Annotated in this window: 20 protein-coding genes; 6 read left to right on the forward strand and 14 right to left on the reverse strand. The window is 45.2% G+C overall.

Going from position 1 to position 19303, the window contains the following annotated elements; genetic code table 11:
* Positions 1-43: 43 nt before the first annotated feature.
* Both BW716_RS18475 and BW716_RS18480 read right to left on the reverse strand, forming a co-directional pair.
* Positions 44-1150: an efflux RND transporter periplasmic adaptor subunit gene (locus BW716_RS18475; RefSeq protein WP_083724663.1), complete on the reverse strand. Its 1107-nt coding sequence runs from the start codon at positions 1148-1150 to the stop codon at positions 44-46.
* Positions 1151-1274: 124 nt separating this feature from the next.
* Entirely contained in the window at positions 1275-1805 is a 531-nt protein-coding gene (locus BW716_RS18480) for a hypothetical protein (protein WP_083724665.1), read from the reverse strand.
* Between the two features lie 182 nt (positions 1806-1987).
* On the opposite strand from BW716_RS18480, the gene BW716_RS18485 reads away from it, so the two are divergent.
* Complete coding sequence (locus tag BW716_RS18485) at positions 1988-2614, forward strand: hypothetical protein (protein ID WP_083724667.1); 627 nt, start codon at positions 1988-1990, stop codon at positions 2612-2614.
* Positions 2615-2735: 121 nt separating this feature from the next.
* Here BW716_RS18485 and BW716_RS18490 read toward each other — a convergent pair whose 3' ends face one another.
* From BW716_RS18490 to BW716_RS18525, 8 genes are all read right to left on the reverse strand, one after another.
* A complete protein-coding gene (locus BW716_RS18490) occupies positions 2736-3038 on the reverse strand; it encodes an iron-sulfur cluster assembly protein (protein ID WP_083724669.1) in 303 nt (100 codons plus the stop codon).
* Positions 3035-3460, reverse strand: a complete 426-nt coding sequence (locus tag BW716_RS18495) for a SufE family protein (RefSeq protein WP_083724671.1) — start codon at positions 3458-3460, stop codon at positions 3035-3037. The genes BW716_RS18490 and BW716_RS18495 overlap by 4 nt, the downstream gene beginning before the upstream one ends.
* A 100-nt stretch (positions 3461-3560) precedes the next feature.
* Positions 3561-4790 (reverse strand): aminotransferase class V-fold PLP-dependent enzyme, encoded by a 1230-nt coding sequence (locus BW716_RS18500; RefSeq protein WP_220388788.1) that lies wholly within the window; start codon positions 4788-4790, stop codon positions 3561-3563.
* 99 nt (positions 4791-4889) lie between these two features.
* Entirely contained in the window at positions 4890-6215 is a 1326-nt protein-coding gene (sufD, locus tag BW716_RS18505; protein WP_083724673.1) for a Fe-S cluster assembly protein SufD, read from the reverse strand.
* Positions 6216-6253: 38 nt separating this feature from the next.
* Complete coding sequence (sufC, locus tag BW716_RS18510; protein WP_083724675.1) at positions 6254-7018, reverse strand: Fe-S cluster assembly ATPase SufC; 765 nt, start codon at positions 7016-7018, stop codon at positions 6254-6256.
* Between the two features lie 56 nt (positions 7019-7074).
* On the reverse strand, positions 7075-8517 hold the full coding sequence (sufB, locus tag BW716_RS18515) for a Fe-S cluster assembly protein SufB (protein ID WP_083724677.1): 1443 nt from the start codon (positions 8515-8517) through the stop codon (positions 7075-7077).
* Positions 8518-8563: 46 nt separating this feature from the next.
* Entirely contained in the window at positions 8564-8893 is a 330-nt protein-coding gene (locus BW716_RS18520; protein ID WP_083724679.1) for an iron-sulfur cluster assembly accessory protein, read from the reverse strand.
* Positions 8894-8922: 29 nt separating this feature from the next.
* Positions 8923-9480: an NADPH-dependent FMN reductase gene (locus BW716_RS18525; protein WP_083724681.1), complete on the reverse strand. Its 558-nt coding sequence runs from the start codon at positions 9478-9480 to the stop codon at positions 8923-8925.
* A 122-nt stretch (positions 9481-9602) separates the two neighbouring features.
* On the opposite strand from BW716_RS18525, the gene BW716_RS18530 reads away from it, so the two are divergent.
* Positions 9603-10262 (forward strand): metalloregulator ArsR/SmtB family transcription factor, encoded by a 660-nt coding sequence (locus BW716_RS18530; RefSeq protein WP_083724683.1) that lies wholly within the window; start codon positions 9603-9605, stop codon positions 10260-10262.
* Here the strand turns inward: BW716_RS18530 and BW716_RS18535 are convergent.
* From BW716_RS18535 to BW716_RS18555, 4 genes are all read right to left on the reverse strand, one after another.
* The gene (locus BW716_RS18535) at positions 10242-10733 is read right to left on the reverse strand and encodes a GNAT family N-acetyltransferase (RefSeq protein WP_083724719.1); all 492 of its coding nucleotides are present in this window, start codon (positions 10731-10733) and stop codon (positions 10242-10244) included. The two genes, BW716_RS18530 and BW716_RS18535, sit on opposite strands and share 21 nt — an antisense overlap.
* A gap of 581 nt (positions 10734-11314) precedes the next feature.
* On the reverse strand, positions 11315-11890 hold the full coding sequence (locus BW716_RS18545) for a GNAT family N-acetyltransferase (protein WP_083724687.1): 576 nt from the start codon (positions 11888-11890) through the stop codon (positions 11315-11317).
* Between the two features lie 2 nt (positions 11891-11892).
* Positions 11893-12969 carry an AI-2E family transporter gene (locus tag BW716_RS18550; protein WP_083724689.1) on the reverse strand — a complete coding sequence of 359 codons (1077 nt, stop codon included), beginning with the start codon at positions 12967-12969 and terminating at the stop codon, positions 11893-11895.
* A 237-nt stretch (positions 12970-13206) separates the two neighbouring features.
* Positions 13207-14136: an AraC family transcriptional regulator gene (locus tag BW716_RS18555; protein ID WP_179091177.1), complete on the reverse strand. Its 930-nt coding sequence runs from the start codon at positions 14134-14136 to the stop codon at positions 13207-13209.
* A gap of 485 nt (positions 14137-14621) precedes the next feature.
* Here BW716_RS18555 and BW716_RS18560 point away from each other — a divergent pair, with 485 nt between their 5' ends.
* The 4 genes from BW716_RS18560 to BW716_RS18585 all read left to right on the forward strand — a co-directional run bounded on the left by BW716_RS18560 (position 14622) and on the right by BW716_RS18585 (position 19089).
* Positions 14622-15470 carry a DUF6089 family protein gene (locus BW716_RS18560; RefSeq protein WP_083724693.1) on the forward strand — a complete coding sequence of 283 codons (849 nt, stop codon included), beginning with the start codon at positions 14622-14624 and terminating at the stop codon, positions 15468-15470.
* Positions 15471-16069: 599 nt separating this feature from the next.
* The gene (locus BW716_RS18570) at positions 16070-16381 is read left to right on the forward strand and encodes a hypothetical protein (protein WP_083724695.1); all 312 of its coding nucleotides are present in this window, start codon (positions 16070-16072) and stop codon (positions 16379-16381) included.
* A 325-nt stretch (positions 16382-16706) separates the two neighbouring features.
* Positions 16707-18632: a menaquinone biosynthesis decarboxylase gene (locus BW716_RS18580; protein ID WP_083724699.1), complete on the forward strand. Its 1926-nt coding sequence runs from the start codon at positions 16707-16709 to the stop codon at positions 18630-18632.
* Positions 18604-19089, forward strand: a complete 486-nt coding sequence (locus BW716_RS18585) for a DUF6265 family protein (RefSeq protein WP_083724701.1) — start codon at positions 18604-18606, stop codon at positions 19087-19089. The genes BW716_RS18580 and BW716_RS18585 overlap by 29 nt, the downstream gene beginning before the upstream one ends.
* Positions 19090-19303: the final 214 nt, after the last annotated feature.

The raw sequence follows: 19303 nt of genomic DNA on the forward strand, positions 1-19303 counted from the left end.
CAGCGAAATCACCGTCGGATTGATCACTGCAATGCACTGATCATTACAATGCCCTGATACTATCCAGCGGAATCACCGTCGGATTGATCTGCATACCCTCTCTAAGATTGCGTACCCCTTCGTACACTACCCTGTCTCCCGGCTTCAGACCTGCCTGTACAATGTAACAGTTAGCCATCCTCGGTCCCGGACTAAAGCTTTTCATCTTTACATGATTATTTGCATCCAGCAGGAATACATAATTTTTATCCTGCATTTCAAACACCGCCTTCTGTGGAATCAGCATCGTGCTATCCAAATCAGCAGCTAGTTGTATCTTACCACTGGCGCCATGTTTCAGCAACGCTTTCGGATTTGGAAATTTCGCTCTGAATGCAATGGACCCCGTACTTTCTTCAAATTCACTTTCGATCGTCTCTATCTTCCCTTTATAAGGATAGAGGGAACCATCCGCCAGTACCAGCTCTACTTCTGCATGCTGGTTATCCTGTGCACTCCGCTTATGCTGTAAGTATTCAGTCTCGGATACATTGAAGTAAGCATACATATCCTGAATGTCTGAAACTGAAGTCAGCAGCGCACCTTCGGCGATCAGGCTTCCCGCTTTAGAAGGTAATCTATCAATATAACCGGTAAATGGCGCACGGATAGACGTATATGCAAGCCGTGTAGCGGCATTGGTTTCTGCACTGCGTACCTCTTCCACTCTGGCATTGGCCGCAGCTACTTTCGCGCTGGCCACTTCCAGTTCTGTTTTGGCAATCACCTTTTTATCGACCAGCAATTGTACCCTTGATTGTTCCAGCTGCGCCGTCTTTGCATCTGCAATCGCACTGCTGAAAGCGGCTTTGGCGCGTGCCAGTTCAGCTCTGAACTCTTCGTCGTTGAGACTAAAGAGTAATTGTCCCTGTTGTACATGTTGCCCCTCGTCTACATAGATCTTATTGAGGAACCCGTTTACACGGGCACGGATCTCTACATTCCGTACTGCCTCAATATCGGCTACATAATTCTTGTGTAATATGGTGTCTGTAAGTGCAAGCTGCACTACAGGATAAGTGTTCAGGTTATCCTTCGTATTATTTTTTTCTCCTTTGGTAATACATCCCCCAAGGGCGATGCTCATCAATATCACAGTAGTTGTGCGCATGACAGGTATCAATCATTTTTTTCGCGTATACAATAGCATGCCCCTATGACGTATCATTCATAACGGGGGCCTTGTATACATGGTAATACAATTCTTATTTCATCATCTATAAATAAGGAATTGCTCAAAAGAGGGTGTACCTGAAGAGAAACTTATAGTAGGCGGGTAGAAAGGCATCATGCCATTGGTAGATGCCGGTTTTGTTTTCATTCCCTGGTATATATTGGACCAGGAGGAGCTGTAACTGTTGTAGGCGTGTTGTAAATGAGTATTGCTGTGAAGTAGCAGAAATATAGAATCGGCGCTTCTGACGAGGGTCGTGCGCACGGGAAATGTATGCAATCTGATCCTCAGTGATGTCTTCCGGCAGGTCTTCCATCAATAAATGCGGGAGATGCAGGAAAAAATGAGAAGGTTTGAGATCAAAGTGAGGGCGGTGGGAAGTTTGCGGGCGGAAAGACAATTCCTGCGGACGATGTGCAGGCTGCGTACGGAACAAAAAGTCCTGAGGGCGTTGAACTGCCTGAGCACGATGCTGAAGGTTGCTGGTTTGCAACGACACATCCTGTGCACAGCTTCCTGGTTGTACCTGCAACCTTACATCATATAAACGATTATTCGTAGCATACCCCGTCAAACCATTAAAAATGGTCATTAACAGGAAAACAAATAAAAACCTGTTCCGAAAAGTATGATCGGTTTTTAGTTGAAGCATATTAGTTCGCAATCGTCAATTGATAGGGGCAAATATAAAATTTTACCATTACATATCAAACAGCTAATGGATGAGTGGTGATGGCATTATCCTTGTTGCACATAATTATAAACGTAATCAGGATGAAAGCTCTACAACTTTTCGGAATCATAATAATATCTGCCATAGCCTGTAATAACCCTGTAAAGACTTCGGACCAGATGGCGGATGAGAAACAACAGGGAACCCCCGGTAGTGAGGATATCGCAACGCAGGCACAGCAGTTTAAGACTGCAGAAGGACTGCGGAGTTCGGGTGTGATGGTAAAAGGAAATTATAAATTTGTGGTGAAAGTAAGTGGAGATGGATCAGGGCGATCACTCATGATCTCTTCACAGGACCTGAGAGGGGATACGACAAAACCTGCGCCGGATAGTACGGTGATATATGATGTGAAGGGGAAAGTAACCAATATGGACGTAAGTGACCTGGATGGGGATGGTAATCCGGAAGTGTTTGCATTTACAAAATCAGATGGAACAGATGCGGAGGGCAGTGTGTATGGATTGACTTTTATACAACACAAAGCGGTAAGAATCTTCTCGGGGGATGTAGATAAGGATAGTATTCCAGGATATAATGGTAGGGATACCTTTTTTATTCAGCAGCGTTATTTAGTGAGGAAATTTCCTGATGGTAAACAATTAAAGACCATCAGATACGCATTGAAAAAAGATAATCAAAGGTATATATTGAAAGAGGCTAAATAAAAAATTGGCGGAGCTGACTAAAAAGTAAAATGAACGCGTTCAGAATTGCGTAAGAGCAATTTCGGCTCCATCACCTACCCGAGAGGCGTACCCTTTTGGGTCAGCTCTGCCAATTTCAATATTACATAAAACCTAATTCCAGTTTCGCCTCTTCACTCATCATATCCCTATTCCACGCAGGTTCAAAAGTAAGCGTCACATCACAATCTGTCACACCTTCCACCGCTTTTACCTTCTCGTCTACCTCACGTACAATATCTCCCGCTACCGGGCAGGCAGGGGCTGTCAGCGTCATTGTAATCCCTACTCTGTTATCATCATTAATCCTGATTTCATAAATCAATCCCAGTTCCCATATATTCACCGGAATTTCAGGATCATATACTGTCTTCAGTACATCCTCTATCTGATCTCTTAAGTTCATTGTTGCGATTTTACCTGGTAAGCTAATCCGTATATTTTCATTTGCTTAAGCATGCTCAGCAAACCATTGGAGCGGGTAGGAGACAAGTGGCTGCGCAGGCCAATTTCGTCGATAAAATAAATTTCAGATTCGGCAATTTCCTTTGGCGTGTGGCCGGATAATACACCTACCAATAAACTCACCAATCCTTTTGTGATCACGGCATCACTGTCTGCTGTGAAAATGAGTTTACCATCTACCAGGTCAGTATGCAGCCATACCTGTGACTGGCAACCTTTGATGAGGTTATCGTCTGTTTTATATTTCGGGTCTATCAGTGGCAGATCCTTACCAAGCTGGATAATGTATTCATACTTATCCATCCATTCATCCATAAAGGAGAAGTCAGAAATGAGCTCGTCTTGTTTTTCGTTGATCGTCATACTTCCTGTTTAATAAAATCCGGCCGAATACCGGCATGTAAATTCAGGAGAGAATTTTCTTCTAAGAAAATTCTCTCCTGAATTTATCTCAACTCTGAAATTATCTCAACATTCCCGCAGCGCGATTGATCGCCACCACCAGTCTGTCAATATCTTCCTTATTTGTATACATTGCAAAACTCGCTCTCACCGTACCCGGAATGCAAAAGAAATCCATCACCGGCTCTGCACAATGGTGACCCGTTCTGATCGCCACGCCCTGCTTATCCAGCAACTCACCCAGGTCGTACGGATGGATTGCACCCACTAAAAACGAAATTGCACCAGATCTATGCTTGGGATTCCCAATGAATCGCAGCCCTTCTACGGTAGACAATTGCTCCACTGCATAGTTCACCAATTGCTCCTCGTACGCATGAATATTTTCTATCCCAATCTCCTGCACATATTTCACTGCCGCACCCAAAGCAATCGCACCACTGATATCAGGGGTACCTGCTTCAAATTTAAATGGCAATTCATTGTAAGTCGTCTTTGCAAATGTTACGGTCTTGATCATATCGCCACCGCCCTGGTAAGGAGGCAGTTTATCCAACCATTCTCTCTTACCATACAAGATACCAATACCGGTCGGACCATACAATTTATGCCCTGAAAATGCGATGAAATCAGCATCCAGTTCCTGTACATCCAGCGGCATATGTTGAATAGCCTGTGCGGCATCCAGCATCACAGGAATATTGCGCGCATGTGCCTGTGCGATAATGTCACGCACCGGGTTCACGGTACCTAATGAATTAGATACATACGCCACACTCACAATCCTCGTTTTATCAGAGAGCAGGTTCGTGTATTCACTCATGATCAACTCTCCATTCTCATCCATCGGAATCACTTTCAACACAGCTCCTCTGTCTTCACACATAATCTGCCAGGGAACGATATTGGAATGGTGTTCCATTGCAGACACAATCACTTCATCACCAGGCTTAATGATGCCTCTGCCAAATACATTTGCGATCAGGTTGATGCTATCGGTGGTTCCTTTGGTAAAGATCACTTCTTCATGCTCCTGTGCATTGATAAAACCTGCAATGATATGACGGGCGCCTTCATACGCTTCAGAAGCCACCTGGCTCAGGTGGTGCACCCCACGATGCACATTACTATTGTATTGCTTATAATATTGCTCCAGCGTATCCAGCACTACCTGTGGCTTTTGGGTCGTAGCTGAATTATCAAGATATACAAGCGGTTTACCATACACCTTTTCCTGCAACAGCGGGAAATCCTTTCTGATCTTATCTATATCTAATGCCGGTGCAGCGATATCTGGAACGTGTGCCATATTATTCAATTTTGAAAAGACGGAGGTCATGTCATACTAAGACGACATGACCTCCTGCAAAGATCGTAATTTCTTACGGAATTAATTATTGATAGCGCCGGTTACATACCTGCGGATCTTATCGGAGAGGAACTCCTGTAATGCAGGGATATGTACCTGGTCGGTAATATCAAAAGCAAATGCATTTACCATGAGTGTTTTGGCAGCTTCAGCACCAATACCACGGGAGCGGAGGTAGAACAATGCTTCTTCGCTAAAGCGGCCTACGGTAAAACCGTGGCTACACTTCACGTCGTCAGCATATATTTCCAGCTGTGGCTGTGAGTTGATATTTGCCTTTTCGCTCATCAGCAGGTTATTATTCTGCTGGAAAGCGTTTGTTTTCTGCGCATCCTGGTGAACCATGATCTTGCCGGTAAAAACACCTTTGGCATTATCCAGCAGTACGCCTTTGTACAGTTCATTACTGTTACAATTGGGTACCTGGTGGTCCACGAAGGTATGGTTATCTACATGCTGCTGTTCGGTAGCGAGGAAGAGGCCATGCAGGTTGGTCTCTGTATTGCTGCCGGTCAGTGCCACGCTCAGGTTATTGCGCGTAAGCTCAGCTGCAGGCAGGGTGAAGTTGAAGTGATGGTAGCGGCTGTCAGCTTTCTGCAGGGCAGAGGTGTGGTAGATGTGGCGGCTATTTTTAATAGTGCTCTGTACATTGTAATGCCAGAGTTCCGCGTTCTCTTCCAGTACTACTTCCGTTACGCTGTTCACAAATGTGATCGCTTCTTTGTTCAGACCTACTGAGCTCTCGATGATTTCGAGGGTAGCGCTTTTATGCAGTATCACCAGGTGGCGGGGCTGAATAAAAGCGTTTACAGCGGCTGTATATACATGAATGATGTGCAGTGGTTTATCGAGGCTGGCGTTTACACCTGCTTCAATGAACAGACCATCGGCAAAGAAGGCTGCATTGAGGGCTGCAAAAGGTTGTTTTTGCAGGTGAGGGTGTTTATCGAACCATGCCTGGAGTTGAGCATTCCCGGCGGCATCGCTGATTTTGGAAATAGTGATTTTTCCATCAGCAGGCAGTTGAGACAACTCCGGTTGCAGGCGTCCGTTTACCAGTACAGCGGTATAGCTGTCCAGTTTAGGAATGCTCGCGCCGCGCAGTTGTTCGGCAGTTACAGTTGATAGCTCTTCTTCTGCCAGGGTGAATACATCTTTCAGATAGCGCTGTATGTTAGTATAGCGCCATTCTTCAGTTTTGAGGGTTGGAAGGCCCAGGGAGCGAAAGCGGCTAAACGCCTCTTTACGCGCAGGCAGGATGGCGTTGTTCACGTCTACCTGCTGTTCAGGACCCGGCATCCCGTTGGATATAAAGTCGTAAAATGATTTATTGATATCGCTAGTCATGTGTTGAAATCTATAGACCGATTGCCTGAGTTAAAAACTTATACCGATTCTTTCTGATGTACATCTTCTTTCAGCCAGTCGTAGCCCTTTTCTTCCAGTTCCAGCGCCAGGTCTTTGTTACCTGTTTTTACGATCACCCCATCAGCCAGTACGTGTACAAAGTCAGGTACGATATAATCGAGCAGACGTTGATAGTGAGTGATCACCATGAATGCTTTGTCAGCAGCACGCAGTTTGTTTACACCGCTTGCTACAATACGCAGCGCATCGATGTCCAGACCAGAGTCAGTTTCGTCGAGGATAGCGAATTTAGGATCCAGCATAGCCATCTGGAAAACTTCGTTACGTTTCTTTTCACCACCGGAAAAACCTTCATTCAGAGAGCGGTTCATCAGGTTAGCATTAAAGTCCATCATCTGCTGTTTCTCTTTGGTCAGTTTCAGGAATTCCTTTGCTTCGATTGCAGGCAGGCTATGGTAAGCTCTGATCTCGTTCAGCGCAGTCTTGAGGAAATTCAGGTTAGATACACCTGGAATTTCTACAGGGTACTGGAATGCCAGGAACACACCTTCACGGGCGCGGTCTTCAGGAGCCATGTCCAGCAGGTTTTTGCCGTCGAAGATCACTTCACCTTCAGTCACTGTATAGTTCTCACGACCAGCGAGCACAGAAGCCAGGGAGCTTTTGCCGGCACCGTTAGGTCCCATGATGGCATGCATCTCACCAGCTTTGATTTCCAGGTTCAGGCCCTTTAATATTTTCTTACCGTCTACTTCTGCGTGCAGATTTTTAATCGTCAGCATGATATGTTTTGTTTCTCTGTTGTTTGCTTTGTAAATAATATATCTTTCCTTGTCTGTTATCCTACACTACCTTCAAGTGTAATGGACAGCAGTTTTTGCGCTTCTACTGCGAACTCCATGGGGAGCTGGTTCAATACTTCCTTTGCATAACCGTTCACGATGAGGGCTACTGCCTGTTCTGTATTGATACCACGTTGGTTGAGGTAGAAGATCTGGTCTTCCCCGATCTTGGAAGTAGTCGCTTCGTGTTCTACAGTAGCGGTGCTATTCTTTGATTCGATGTAAGGGAAGGTGTGAGCGCCACAGCGATCGCCTATGAGCAGGGAGTCGCACTGGGTAAAGTTACGTGCATTGGCAGCACGTGGACCTACCTGTACAAGACCGCGATAGGTATTATCACTGGTGCCTGCAGAAATACCTTTTGAAATGATACGGCTGCGGGTGTTGCGACCCAGGTGATATATTTTGGTTCCGGTATCAGCAATCTGCTTGTTGCGGGTTACTGCTACGGAATAGAATTCGCCTTCAGCATCATCGCCCTGCAGGATCACACTTGGATATTTCCAGGTGATAGCGGAGCCGGTTTCTACCTGTGTCCAGGAGATCTTGCTGCTATTTCCTTTACAGATACCACGTTTGGTTACGAAGTTGTAAATACCACCTTTACCGTCTTTATCACCGGGATACCAGTTTTGAACAGTAGAGTATTTGATCTCTGCATGGTTCAGCGCAATGAGTTCCACAACTGCAGCGTGCAGCTGGTTTTCATCGCGGCGTGGAGCCGTACAGCCTTCGAGATAACTTACGTAGGCATTATCGTCGCAGATGATGAGGGTACGTTCGAACTGACCTGTATTTTCCGCATTGATACGGAAGTAGGTGCTCAGTTCCATTGGACAGCGTACGCCTTTTGGAATGTATACAAATGAGCCATCGGAGAATACTGCTGCATTCAGCGCGGCAAAGATGTTGTCAGAGTGAGGAACTACGGTACCCAGGTATTCTTTTACCAGCTCTGGATGTTCACGTACTGCTTCGCCAAAGGAGCAGAAAATGACACCGAGTTCACCTAATTTTTCGCGGAAAGTAGTAGCAACGGATACGCTATCGAACACCACGTCTACAGCCACACCGGAGAGCGCTTTCTGCTCATTCAGGGGGATACCCAGCTTCTCCATGGTAGCCAGGATTTCAGGATCAACTTCATCCAGGCTGGTTAATGATTTTCTTTTTGGAGCGGCATAGAAAGAGATCTTCTGCAGGTCTATTTCCGGCATTTTAAAGTGCTGCCATGCTGGCCACTGCATTTTCTGGAAGGCAGCGAATGCCTTCAGGCGCCATTGAAGGAGCCATTCAGGTTCTTCCTTTTTAGCTGAGATGTAGCGAATGGTATCCTCGTTGAGGCCAACGGGTGCCATTTCCATCTCGATGTCGGTGGTGAAGCCAAACTCGTATTCCTTGTTGGCTATGTCGTCAATTATTTCGTTGCTATTTCTCATTTTCCGGATTAATTAAGGTTGCTGGCCTGCTGTTTTTATTTAATTATTATACAGCGAAGCTCTCGCCACAACTACATGTACGGGTAGCATTTGGATTGTTAAAGAAAAGCCCTTTACCGTTCAGACCGTCGCTATAGTCTAATTCTGTGCCGTAAAGATACAAGAGGCTTTTCATCTGTACTACTATCTTAACACCTTTATCTTCAAAGATTTGATCGCCTTCCTGTTTTTCTGACTCTTCAAATTTCAGTACATATTCCAGGCCTGAGCAACCGCCTCCCTTTACGCCTACGCGAACAAAGGTGTCAGCTGCATGGTTTTCCTTGGTCATCAAGTCCTTGATATATAAGCTAGCTTTATCTGATACTGTTATCATAATGCTTCCTTTTTTATGATATGAACCTATTACTTTATGTGTTTCAAAACCTGTGCTTCTCCTAAAAGAGAGACCAGGCGATCGAACTTATTCTTGTATGGCGCGGTAAAATCTTTACCGTCAGCGGTATACAGGTGTTCTTTCATGATGGGAACGGAGTAGGGTAATACCCACGCTCTCAATGCTTTCGCTACGGAATCCATCGCGTTGATACCCTGCATGGCCTGATGACCATCGCCCCAGGACACCAAAGCTACGACCTTTCCGGTTAAATATGGATTACTGAGTTTGCTGGTCATTTCTAACCAGTCCAGCGCATTTTTCATGACCCCGGTCATACTTCCATGATAGAGGGGAGTCAGCCATACCAGCACATCTGCTTTGCAAAACGCATCGCACATGGCCTTTACGGGTTCAGGCATATCGCCTTTTGGATATTCAAAGAACGGTATGTGACCGCCTTTTGGACTAAATACTTCTGTAGAGAAGCCTTTTTGGCGGAACTGTTCTTCAAAATAGGCAGACAGTCTGTTAGCCGTGGTATAAGGAGCGGTGTCCATCGTTCCATTGAAGATCAAGACGTTCATCTATGTCCTTTTATTTACTGTTAAGCTTCAGGGCTTTTAGGCCGTGGAGCTCGTTGATTGTCGCAACAAATTTTTTTGTCTCCCACAAAATTACGACATTTGAGAATAAAACAAGTAAATACTTGGAAAATTATAAACCCATCACGAAAGCGACTGCAGATAGATTTTTGCAGTTACTGAAAACGAAGGGGCCTCAGTCGGCCGCTATGCTGGCGGCTGCTTTGAATATAACAGGAGAAGGCGCCCGGCTGCAACTGCTGAAACTGGCAGAAGAAGGACTGGTGATGTCGGTAACAACATCAAAGGGAGTTGGACGTCCGGTACAGATCTGGGATCTGACGCCGGTGGGGCATGCTCATTTTCCTGATACGCATGCAGAATTTACCTTACAATTATTAGAGACGATCAGGGTGGAGCTGGGCGAAGATGCCCTCGATAAAGTTGTTGCCGCCAGGGAACAGCAGCAGAATGAAAAATATTTTAATGCCCTGTCAGGCATTACGGAGGTAGCAGATAAGCTGGAAGCATTTGCTGCCCTGCGTACCCGGGAAGGATACCTGGCGGAGTGGGCAGAAGATGGGGAAGGGGGATATTTCTTTATAGAAAACCACTGTCCGATCTGTAATGCTGCTATTAACTGCGCAAACATCTGTAAATCAGAACTCAAAACCTTTAAAAACCTGATGGGTGACGGGGTGGAGGTCGAGCGCGCTGACCATATTATCAGCGGCGCCCGCAGGTGTGTATATAAGATTGTCGTCTTAGTAAATCCGCTTTCCTAAAATATCCAGGCTTCTTTCTACGCCATCCAATACGGCGATGTTGGGCAGATGTGCCCAGGAAGTGAAACCCAGTTTCTCAAATAATTTAATACTTGGCTCATTGTGGGAGAAGATAAATCCCAGCAGTGATTTTATGCCGATGGACGGGCATTGTGCCATGGCGTATTCCAGTATTTTTTTGCCATAACCCTTACCTCGTTGACGCTCATCTAAATAGATACTGATTTCGGCGGTACCGTCGTAGGCCGGCCGGCCATAAAAGGACTGGAAGCTCACCCAGCCTATCATGATTCCATTTTCTTCTACTACCCATAGCGGGCGCTTTTCCGGGTTGTGAACATTGAACCAGGGCATGCGGCTTTCTACGGATACAGGTTCTGTGTCGGCGGTGACCATACGGCCGGCGATGGTGCTGTTGTAGATGGCTACGATAGCCGGCATGTCGTGGGTGGTGGCGTTTCTGAATTGCATGGGAGCAAAAATATAAAGTTTTTGGAAAGGAAAGATCATGGTGTTTGTAATGCCAGCAATGCTGAAATACCCCCCGTGGAAACCCTTATCCCATGTCAATACCTTTGGCGTGCTGCTTATGGTATGCTGAAATACCCCCGGTGGAAACCCTTATCCCATGTCAATACCTTTGGCGTGCTACTTATGGTATGCTGAAATACCCCCCCATGGAAACCTTTATCCATGTCAATTCCTTTGGCGTGATGCTTATGGTATGCTGAAATACCCCCCGTGGAAACCTTTATCCCATCTATATCCTGTTGGACTATCCCAGCTATAACACGTCCATAGGTCTTCGCCGGGGATAACCCGCCTATAAGCCGCCCATAAGCCGCCCATAACCCGCCAATATCCCGCATCTATATAGAGGCGGGTTATCTACGGGATACCTACGGGTCATTAGCAGTTTATGGTGGGGGTACCTTACTTTTTGACCTATGGTTGTTTGCTTATTCCTGTCCGGATGAAAGCCTGGCCGACCTTAAATGCCGAAAGCCCGCTATTGCTTGTTGCAATAGCGGGCTTTCAGGGCCATTCGTTATTTAATAATGTAACTCGTAATTGTAGTCGCCGGACAGGAGGCTAAACATATAAGTATCCACAAATTGCCCTTTCTGGAAAAATGCCTGCCTTAGCAGTCCTTCCTGTTGGAACCCCAGTCGTTTCAGGAGGAGAATAGATAATTTATTATCCGGATCTACCACTGCTTCTATACGGTTCAGTGCCAGTTCCTCAAAAGCATACTGGAGCAACCGGTTCAGGGAGGCGGTCATTATTCCTTTTCCCCAGAAAGCGGGGAGGAGGTCGTACCCCATTTCTGCTTTATAATGTGTTTTATTGATATGATGCAACCCACAGGTGCCGATCAGCGTATCATTGTCAGGTTGGTAAATTCCCCAGCGCATACCTTCCCCACTCAACAGTTTTTCCCTGAAAAAGGCGACTAACTGTGCTGCTTCGGATACATTGATGAACCGTTCTATATCCATAAAGCGGGTCACCTTTTCCGACGAAAATAAATTGAACAATGCGGCGATATCCTTTTCACTGATGGGTCGCAGGAGTAAATCATCTGCTACCAACACAGGAACTTCCACCTCTTTATGTAGATTATTCATGCTTAATTTTTCCGGCGCACTTTCACTTTTTTGAGTGTTACGTCACCCAGTAAAATGGCCCAGGGCTTCATTTGTTCGATATTCTCAAAAATAATTTTCAAAATTGCAATGAATGGAATAGCGAGGAACATGCCTGGAACGCCCCATAGCAGGTTGCCGGATACGACTGCGAGGATGGTGACAAGTGCGTTGATCTTTACTTTGCTGCCTACGATGCGTGGCAGTAGCACATTGCTATCCAGGAAGTGTACGACGAGCAAACCGACACCTACCTGTATCGTAGTGCCCAGTGAACTGTTCGTTAATGTGAGCAACATGGAAATAACGGTGGCCACGTAAATACCCAGGTAAGGAATGATATTAAATATAGCGGCCATGATGCCTAACAGTGTCGCATACTTGATACCCAGTATCCAGAAGAGGGTACAGTTTACGACGGCGACTACCACCATTTCAATCATCAGTCCTGCCAGGTATCCTTTGATGATCAGGCGTGTTTCAACAATCACGCTGAGCAGGGTCTCACGATGTTTTGCCTCGAACACGGTGATGAGGAAAGTGACTAGTAAAGACCGATAGAGCAGCAGGAAAAACGTATATAATAGTACGAAAATAATAAAGATCAACAGGGAAGATAAGGATAATAAGGTCGTGCTCACAAAAGCGGTGGCAGAGCCTAAAGTACCCATGGCCAGTTGTTCTAAATAATCCATCTGGCGGGCGGCGTCAATATGAAATTTCTTATTGATCCAGGCCTGAAGGTCGGTGATAGTATGTAGCAATTGTTGTTGTAAGTGTGGAAAATCGGCAACAAATGAGCCCATTTGAGAAGCAAGGATCATGCTGATCCCAAAGAGAATGATGACGATTAATAAGATGCAGGTAAGTGCGGCCATGGCTCTTGAGAAGCGACATTTTTCAAGAAAACCGGCGACTGGGATGAGCATGATAGCTATCAGAAAAGCGAAGGCCAGCGGTACTAGCAGCTCGTGTCCTGATCTGGCGATGAACATCAGCAGGATGAGGGAGAGGAGGGTGAAGGCTAGTCTTGCATTAAAGGGTAGCTTTACTTCATTCATGGGATGGTTTTGTAGATTTTTTATAAAGGAAGGTAAAAAAGAGCAATAAATTGGCCAATCCACAAATAAATAAAGTTTTGCCCTTGGCGACAAGTTCACTTCTGCCGAAGGCGGAAGTAAACTTGTCGCGGGGCACAGATTTTGCCGACAGGAAAAATCAGCTTGTAAATTAAGAAATCTATAAAGACAAAAGGTCTTGCTTAGTGGCAGGACCTTTTTAATTAATGCTTTTATGCATTATATTAGCTGCTTCATATAAGGAATAAAGATCTCACACTTATTCGGCCCTACCATAGAAATAAAGAAATGGTTCCCACTCATCTTAAACACGCCCTCTTTCACATACCGATCTATAAACTCATACATTGGTATCCCTGCCATTGCAAAATCTATAGGCACGGGTAGTTTAATATAATGGCCCGCTGGTATCCTTTTAGCCATCAGGTTCTCTTTCATCACCACATCCATAAAGCCGGAAGTAACATCCTTGCTGGGTATAAAGATTCCTGCGAATATGCTCATTTGTTCATATGAAGTGACCGGTACAGCATCCAGCGTACTCGTAATCACCTTTGCCTGTGGTAACTCCTGTGCCTGCAGGATTTTGCGCAAACGTTTCTCTTCCCTTGTCATCTTCATAATCATCTGGGCTATCGGATCCTGGCCCCTGGATAAGATCGTATAGTATAACATACTATCCGGCAGGTACTCCTTCTCCGTGCGCTCAAAATTAAAATAGGAAGTCAGGTTATCACCTTTCTTATTAAACGCTTTCACAATCGCATCTACTAAATGTAGCGTACGTTGCTCATTCGGGAGGGTAGGGATCTTCCTGAAACCCCGCGGACTCTTGTCATAATATTGGGTAAATGCTTTTGTAAATGCCGCTACAGTAGCGTAACCGGTTCGTTCTGAAATCTCGCTGACGTTATATCCGCTATGCCTGAGCAGCCCTGCAGAGAGTTCCAGCCGGTGACGTTTTACATATTGCCAGTAGGGTTCTCCAATCACCTGTGTAAAACTGTGGTAGAAATAAGAGTAGGAAATTCCGAGCCAGTCAGATACGTGTTTCATCTCAAAAGAATCAGAGACATGATCATCTGCAAAACACAATGCTTTGAGTGCAAACAGCTCCATTTGCTCCTGGGCGGGAGGTTTTTGTTTCATAGCTGAACTTTTAAATAAAGAGCAATCGATAAGGGCTAAATGAGGTTTGTTGTAACCGATCATTTCATCTAAAAGACCGATAGTATTTTATAATGAATTGATACTATTCGAAAGTAAGGTATTAGCTGCAGATAATAAAAAAAACGTTTCAACAAATATAAACGTGTAAATCCGCTAATACTAAGCATTTTAAGATAATGTGTGAGTGTTTTGGTTTATATGTAACTCTTTGTTCGCAAGTTCTGCAATTAATTTTTGAGTATTTGATATTTGCTGCGGTAGTTGTTCAGCCTGCAAAAAAGTATTATTTTAGCGGCCGTTGTTTAGAATGAGAATGCCTGCTTTACAATTTTATGCCAGTCTCCTTCGTTATAAAACAATGTCCTGATACCCCTTAGCAAATACCTATCGAAATGCGATGAAAAAAGCTCGTTAATCAATCACGAAAGTTGATGCCAAATCTAATTGCATTGAGAAACCATTTTATGAATGTTATTTCTAAGAAGGTACTAGTTACTTTATTTGTTTGTCTTCCCTTTGCCGTTTTTGGACAGTACTGGCAGGTTGGTGGTGCATTAGGGATCAGTAATTACAGTGGTGATTTATCACAATCACGGGTGGATATGGGATATACCCGGTATCACATCGGATTGTTTGCCAAGCGGGATCTCAGTCCGCACGTCACTTTAGGCGCAGGGCTTACTTATGCGCGCATAGCCGGGGCAGATAGCACAAACAGGAGAGCAGATCTGAAAGACAGGAACCTGAGTTTCCGTTCACCTATCATGGAGTTTCATGTCAGACTTGAGTTGAATTTATTTGATATAGACGACAAGGGTTGGACACCTTATGTATTTGGCGGTGTCGGTGTATTCAGTTTTTATCCTACCACCCGCGATAGTAGTGGCGACATAGTAAAGCTGAGAGGTCTGAACACAGAAGGGCAGGGGCTTTCACAGTATCCTGACCGTAAGCAGTATAACCTGACAAGTATTTCCATTCCATTTGGTGCAGGTGTAAAATTCCTGATTCGTGACGACCTGGTAGCAGGTTTTGAAATAGGATTACGTAAAACATTTACAGACTACCTGGATGATGTGAGCAAGGGTTACGCAGATTATAATACGTTGCTGGCAGCATATGGTCCCAATACCGTTCGCTATGCCTACAGGGGTTCCGGGGCGTATCCTACCGAAGGATTTCCAAGAGGTTCGCAGAAGTATGATGACTGGTATGTGTTTACCGGATTTACACTGGCGTACCGTTTTGGAGGCGGTAGTGGTCCATATAACCACTGGAAGAAACAGAAAGTTTCAAACTGTCCAAAGTTTTAGTAAGTGTAAGTTGGTGCTGGTCAACGATCTTCAGGGAATTTAGTTTTTGGCATACTTCTTGAAATTTCATAGACAATACAGGAATAAGAGAAAGTGATGTGCAACTGATCATTGAGCAAACGAGTTCAGAAATCGCGGAGAGAGTAACGAATAAGATAAGAACTATGATGGTTGTAAGCTTTTCCTCCCTGTTATTTTTTACCATTCTCCTCATGAAGATCCGATCGCGCTAACTTTAATTTACTTACTAAACTGTTAGGATCATGAAAAAGATATTATTCATTATTTTATTTATAATTGGAGGATTCGTAGTGTCGGATGCTCAGCCCACAAGGTCACCGCATCCACATCATGTAAGGCACCACAGGCATTTTCCGCCTCATCCTCCAAGGCCGCACAGACCGCATCGGCCACACAGGGTGATACATCATCGTCATCATCATGTAGTGCATCACAGGCCACATCGTTATCACCGTCATGTGTATAACAATGTTGTAGTGCCTGCACACACTTTAAATGCCGCTATTAACGTTTAAGTATATATTATAATTCCTATATTTCAATTCCAATCAATTTTACCAAAAACTAAATCAAACAGTATGAAACAGATAGTAATAATGATGCTGCTGATAGGAGGAACCGTTGTAAGTGCAATGGCACAAAATGTACATCGTGGAAATAGTTACGAAAGAGGTTATCGTGTTCATGCTGGCCGTTGGGAGGATTGCAGTAAAAGTTATCGTGGTGCTTATTATGATTGCCGTCCAGGTGTGAGAGTGATACCAGCACCAGCACCGGTAGCAGTATGTGCACCAGCGCCAGTAGTGGTTTATGCACCGGCACCAGCTCCAGCAGAAGTGGTGTATGTAAAGAGACCGAGAGTGGTGGTTAATGCAAGTATTAGCTTATAATCGATATATCATTAAGGTAAAGGCTGTTCTCGAAGGAGGACGGCCTTTTTTGTTTTTGGGGAGGTGGTTAATGTTTTTGGGGGAGGGAGGTTGTTTGGAGGAGAGGTGGGTGTGGGTTGAGGTGTTTGTGGTTTGGGGGAGAGGTGGAGGTGGGTAGAGGGAGAGGAGGTTTGAGGTGGGGGGGGGGGGGGGGGGGGGGGGTGGGGAGAGGTGGTTGCCTTTGGCAGGCCAGCCCACAGCGTCATCTACATCAAAATAAATACTTTTGCCGGAGGCAAAAGTATTTATTTTGGGTTTACCTTCGCATAAATTTTCGAATCTCCGTATGGCATATAAGAATCTGAAACACTTCATAGACACACTGGAAAAGGCAGGAGAACTGGTCCGTATCAAAACCTTCGTAGACCCAATCCTGGAAATCTCCGAAATCACTGACAGGATCAGCAAATCCCCGGATGGCGGTAAAGCCCTCCTTTTTGAAAACACCGGCACGGACTTCCCCGTCCTCATGAACTCCATGGGTAGCCTCAAAAGGATGTGCCTGGCATTGGGCGTCAATGAACTGGACGATGTTGCCCACCAGATCGAAGACCTCTTCAAAATGCTTTCCAAACCCAAAGAAAGCATTCTCGATAAACTGGCCATGCTCCCTAAACTTGGCCAATTCGCCAGCTGGATGCCAAAAGTAGTCAGCGGCAAAGGCGCCTGCCAGGAAGTGATTATGTCCAACCCGGACCTCACCAAAATCCCGGTTATTCAATGCTGGCCTAAAGATGGTGGTCCGTTCATCACCCTCCCTGTCATCCACACCAAAGACCCACACACCGGTATCCGCAACGTAGGCATGTACCGTATGCAGGTGTTCGATGGCCAGATGACCGGTATGCACTGGCATAAACACAAAGTATCCGCCAAGCACTACAACGAATACAAGGCATTGAAAAAACGCATGCCGGTAGCTGTTGTACTCGGTGGCGATCCTGTATATACCTATTCCGCTACGGCACCCCTCCCTGAAAATGTGGATGAATACATGCTGGCGGGTTTCCTGCGCAAGCAGAAAGTAGAACTGGTAAAATGTATCTCTCAGCCAGATATCGAAGTGCCTGCTGATGCGGACTTCGTTTTAGAAGGATACGTAGATCCGGAAGAAGACCTGATCTGGGAAGGACCATTTGGCGACCACACCGGTTACTACTCCCTGGCCGACTGGTACCCTCGTTTCCATGTTACCGCTATCACTCATCGTAAAGATGCTGTATACCCCGCTACCATTGTAGGTATCCCTCCTCAGGAAGATGCTTACCTCGGTAAAGCGACTGAAAGAATTTTCCTTGCGCCTATCAAAATGGCCATGGTACCTGAAATGATCGATATGGAAATGCCGGTAGAAGGGGTATTCCATAACCTGGTGATTTCCAAGATAAAGAAAGATTATGCCGGCCAGGCGCAGAAAGTGATGAATGCCATGTGGGGCGCGGGGCAGATGATGTTCAACAAAATCCTTGTTGTCGCCGATCAGCACACTACTATCAGTGATTACAAAGCACTGGCGCAATATATGTTTAAGCACCTGAACCCTGGTACAGACATCTACTTCAGCCAGGGTCCGATGGATGTACTTGACCACTCCTGTTCTAAAATGGGCTTTGGTGGTAAGATGTGTATCGACGCGACTACCAAATTCGACGAAGAAATTTTGGATAGTCACGTACAGGATATCAAACCTGCTGGTATCAATAAAGAAGAACTGCAAAAACGTTTCCCTGAAATCAAAGGGATCAATGATAGTCTGCTGGCCATGGATATTCCTTGTTTATTTGTTGCCGTACAAAAAGCACGTCCGCTGCATATCAAGGAACTGAATGAACAGCTGTATGCACTGCCTGAAATGCTGGGCATCAAGATGATCATTTTTGTAGAGCACACTGTAGATGTCAGTGATCTGGCAACTACCCTGTGGCGCTTTTGTAATAACCTGGATCCAAGAAGAGATAGCTTTGTAGTACGTAATCCTGTACCTGGCAAACCAGGTAAAGAATGGGCGGGCATAGGTATGGATGGTACCCTGAAAAACAGACTGCTGGATGGTTTTGAGCGTGACTGGCCCAATATCGTTGTTGCGGATGACGAAACGATCCGTAAAGTAGATGAGAAATGGGCGGCGTTAAATATAGGACCTTTCCTGCCATCGCCATCGCTAAAATATAAACCACAAATGTATGGGGAAGAAGCTGTGGTACCACAGTAAATACCTGCTGCTGTTATTGTTTTGCAGTAACAGTTTTGCCCAGGTAAAGCCGGCCGACTTTAAGTACGTGGATCACATATTGGGATATTGGCGTATGCCTACGAAGCACAGTACTTTTACAGAGTATTGGATAAAGTTGGATGAGAATACCTGGCAGGGAGTGACGCATCGTATAACCGGTAAGGATAGTGTAGAGATGGATCATATGCAACTGGAGAGAAGAGGGAAAGACCTGTATTTCAGCATTGTTGCGGTGTCGGATCCAAAAAGTGGGAAGCCGGTGCCATTCAAGGTAACGGTGATACAAGCTAATGGTTTTGTGGCAGAAAACCCGGAATGTGATTATCCGCAAAAGATAGTATATAAGTGGAAGAAGGAGGATGAACTGGAAGTTCATTATAAAGGAGAGAAGGAGAAGACATTTAGTGAGATCATATTGGAGTACAAAAGGAAATAATGGATTTCCCACTTGCGTAAATCAATTTCCCAAATGTATAAATAACAAAGGCAAAGCTGTAATAGCTTTGCCTTGTTGTGTGCGCCAGGCATGGTTATAAGCTCTAGGGTGTAAGTCCTGAATGAGCGTTGCAGTACGTATCATTAGCCAAAGGCAAGGGTGTCGTGGGTGACCACGAATCTGAAGGAAGCTGGCGGCAAACATTCGAGCCCAC

It is taken from the genome of [Flexibacter] sp. ATCC 35208 (assembly GCF_001975825.1).
GTDB lineage: Bacteria > Bacteroidota > Bacteroidia > Chitinophagales > Chitinophagaceae > Chitinophaga.